The following is a 1,692-nucleotide window of genomic DNA, read 5'->3' on the forward strand; positions in this document are numbered from 1 at the left end:
CTAGAACGCTGATGAAGATCTTGGTGTGATCGGGGCTGCCGCCGTCAGGCGGCAGCCCCGATCTGCCAGGTGGTGCCGTTGTGGGCGAGTCCGAGGTTGATCAGGGTCCGTAGGTTGAGGACGGCGGCGCGGGTGTGGAGCCAGGTGTTGTTCTTGATGGTGCCGATGTGTCGTAGGCGTCGGTTGCCGTGGGCGACGAGCCAAGCGACGGCGCGTTCGACGGGTGGGCGCCAGCGGCGGTAGGCGGCCTGCCATTCGGGGTCGTTCGCGGTCTTTCGGGCTTGCGCCATGAGGTCGTGGTCGGGGCGGATGGTGACAATGCGACCGGCCTTGGCCCGGCTGCATCGCTCGCGCAGGGGGCAGCCGGTGCACTGGCCGGTGAAGACCGCCTTGCGCTGGAGGTGTCGGCCGGACGGCTCGGACAGCGCGACGGTGTGGCCGGCAGGGCAGGTCACCATGCCACCCACGGTGTCGATGACGAAGTCGTCGAGACTGAAACCGCCCGGGACGGCGGTTGTCAGCGGGGCGGGCTTGAGGAACAACCGGTGGTGGGCCTGCCTCAGGGCCCGCCGGGTAGGTCCGGTGGAATAGGCCGTGTCGCCGAAGGCGTCCACCGGCTCGGGCTCGTCGGCGAGCAGGTCGAGGGCGATCTGGGCCTCGTGGTGCTCGCTTCCGCTGCCGGGGGTGAGGGCGACGGCGGTGAACAGGCCGGTTTCGGGCTCGACGGCGAGGTGGGCCTTGTAGCCGTCCTGGTGCCGTGTGCGGTTCTTGTGGACGTGCCGGGCCTCGGGGTCGACCACGGAGACGATCCGGTCCGGGGCGGTGCCCCGGATGATGCGCCAGCGTCCGTCACGGCCGTCGGAGTCGTCGGCGGGCTCGACGTCCTGCCCGGCGACCAGGGCCAGGATCCCGACCGCGTTCGCGGCCTTCTCGCCCAGTGGCTGCTCGGGTAGGTGCCCGAGCAGCCGCAGCGCGTCGCCGACCAGGGCGTCGACCAGGTCGGCCCGGGCCTGCTCGTCGTTCCAGGCGATGCGGGGTTTACCCGGATCGGCGTAGTCGTGCGCGGTGCAGTGCACGGCCGCGACCGCGCCGGCGCCGGGGACCTCGCGGATCACCGCGCGGACGGCAGCGATCAGCTGGGTGACGGTGTCCTGGGTGGCAACCGCGTCGTCCAGCACGGTGGAGTCCAGCGCCCGCTTCTGGCGGCCCTTCAGCACGCCGGTCGCGTTCACGACCTCCCGAACGGCCTCGAATACCCGGTCCGGCCGGGCCGAGCGGGCCAGCCGGCGACGGAAGTAGGACAGCAGCGACGAGTCGAACGCCGTGTCATGCAGGCCGAGCCCGCAGGCGGCCTTCCATCGCAGGTCGCACCGCAGTTCCTGAACGGTCTCGAAGTCCGACAGGCCGTGCAGGGCCTGCAGAGTGATCGCCGCGGCCAGGATCTGCGGCGGCATGCTCGGGCGGCCGTTCGCGGCCGGGTACATGTCCGCGAACATTGCTGCCGGGAACAGCCGGCCCCGGTGCTCGGCCAGGAACGCGAACACACTCCCCGCCGGGATCAGCTCCCGGCAGGTCTCCCACACGTCCGGCCCGACCGTATCCCCGGCCCATTCCCCCATCGCCACAGAAACGAGTCTGGCCCCACCGCTCACGCGGTGGGGCCAGAACCCAACATCTTCATCAGCGTTCTAG

General features: G+C 70.9%; 1 protein-coding gene. It reads right to left on the reverse strand.

The features are described 5' to 3' along the window. Positions 1–44: 44 nt before the first annotated feature. Positions 45–1,619: an IS1182 family transposase gene (locus ACFXHB_RS44780; RefSeq protein ID WP_380582988.1), complete on the reverse strand. Its 1,575-nt coding sequence runs from the start codon at positions 1,617–1,619 to the stop codon at positions 45–47. Positions 1,620–1,692 lie beyond the last annotated feature (73 nt).

The sequence above is a fragment of the Kitasatospora sp. NPDC059327 genome (assembly GCF_042752535.1).
Taxonomy (GTDB): domain Bacteria; phylum Actinomycetota; class Actinomycetes; order Streptomycetales; family Streptomycetaceae; genus Kitasatospora.

Coding starts and splice junctions, on each gene's coding strand:
- ACFXHB_RS44780 (WP_380582988.1), bottom strand. CDS start 1,619: ATGGGGGAATGGGCCGGGGATACGGTCGGGCCGGACGTGTGGGAGACC.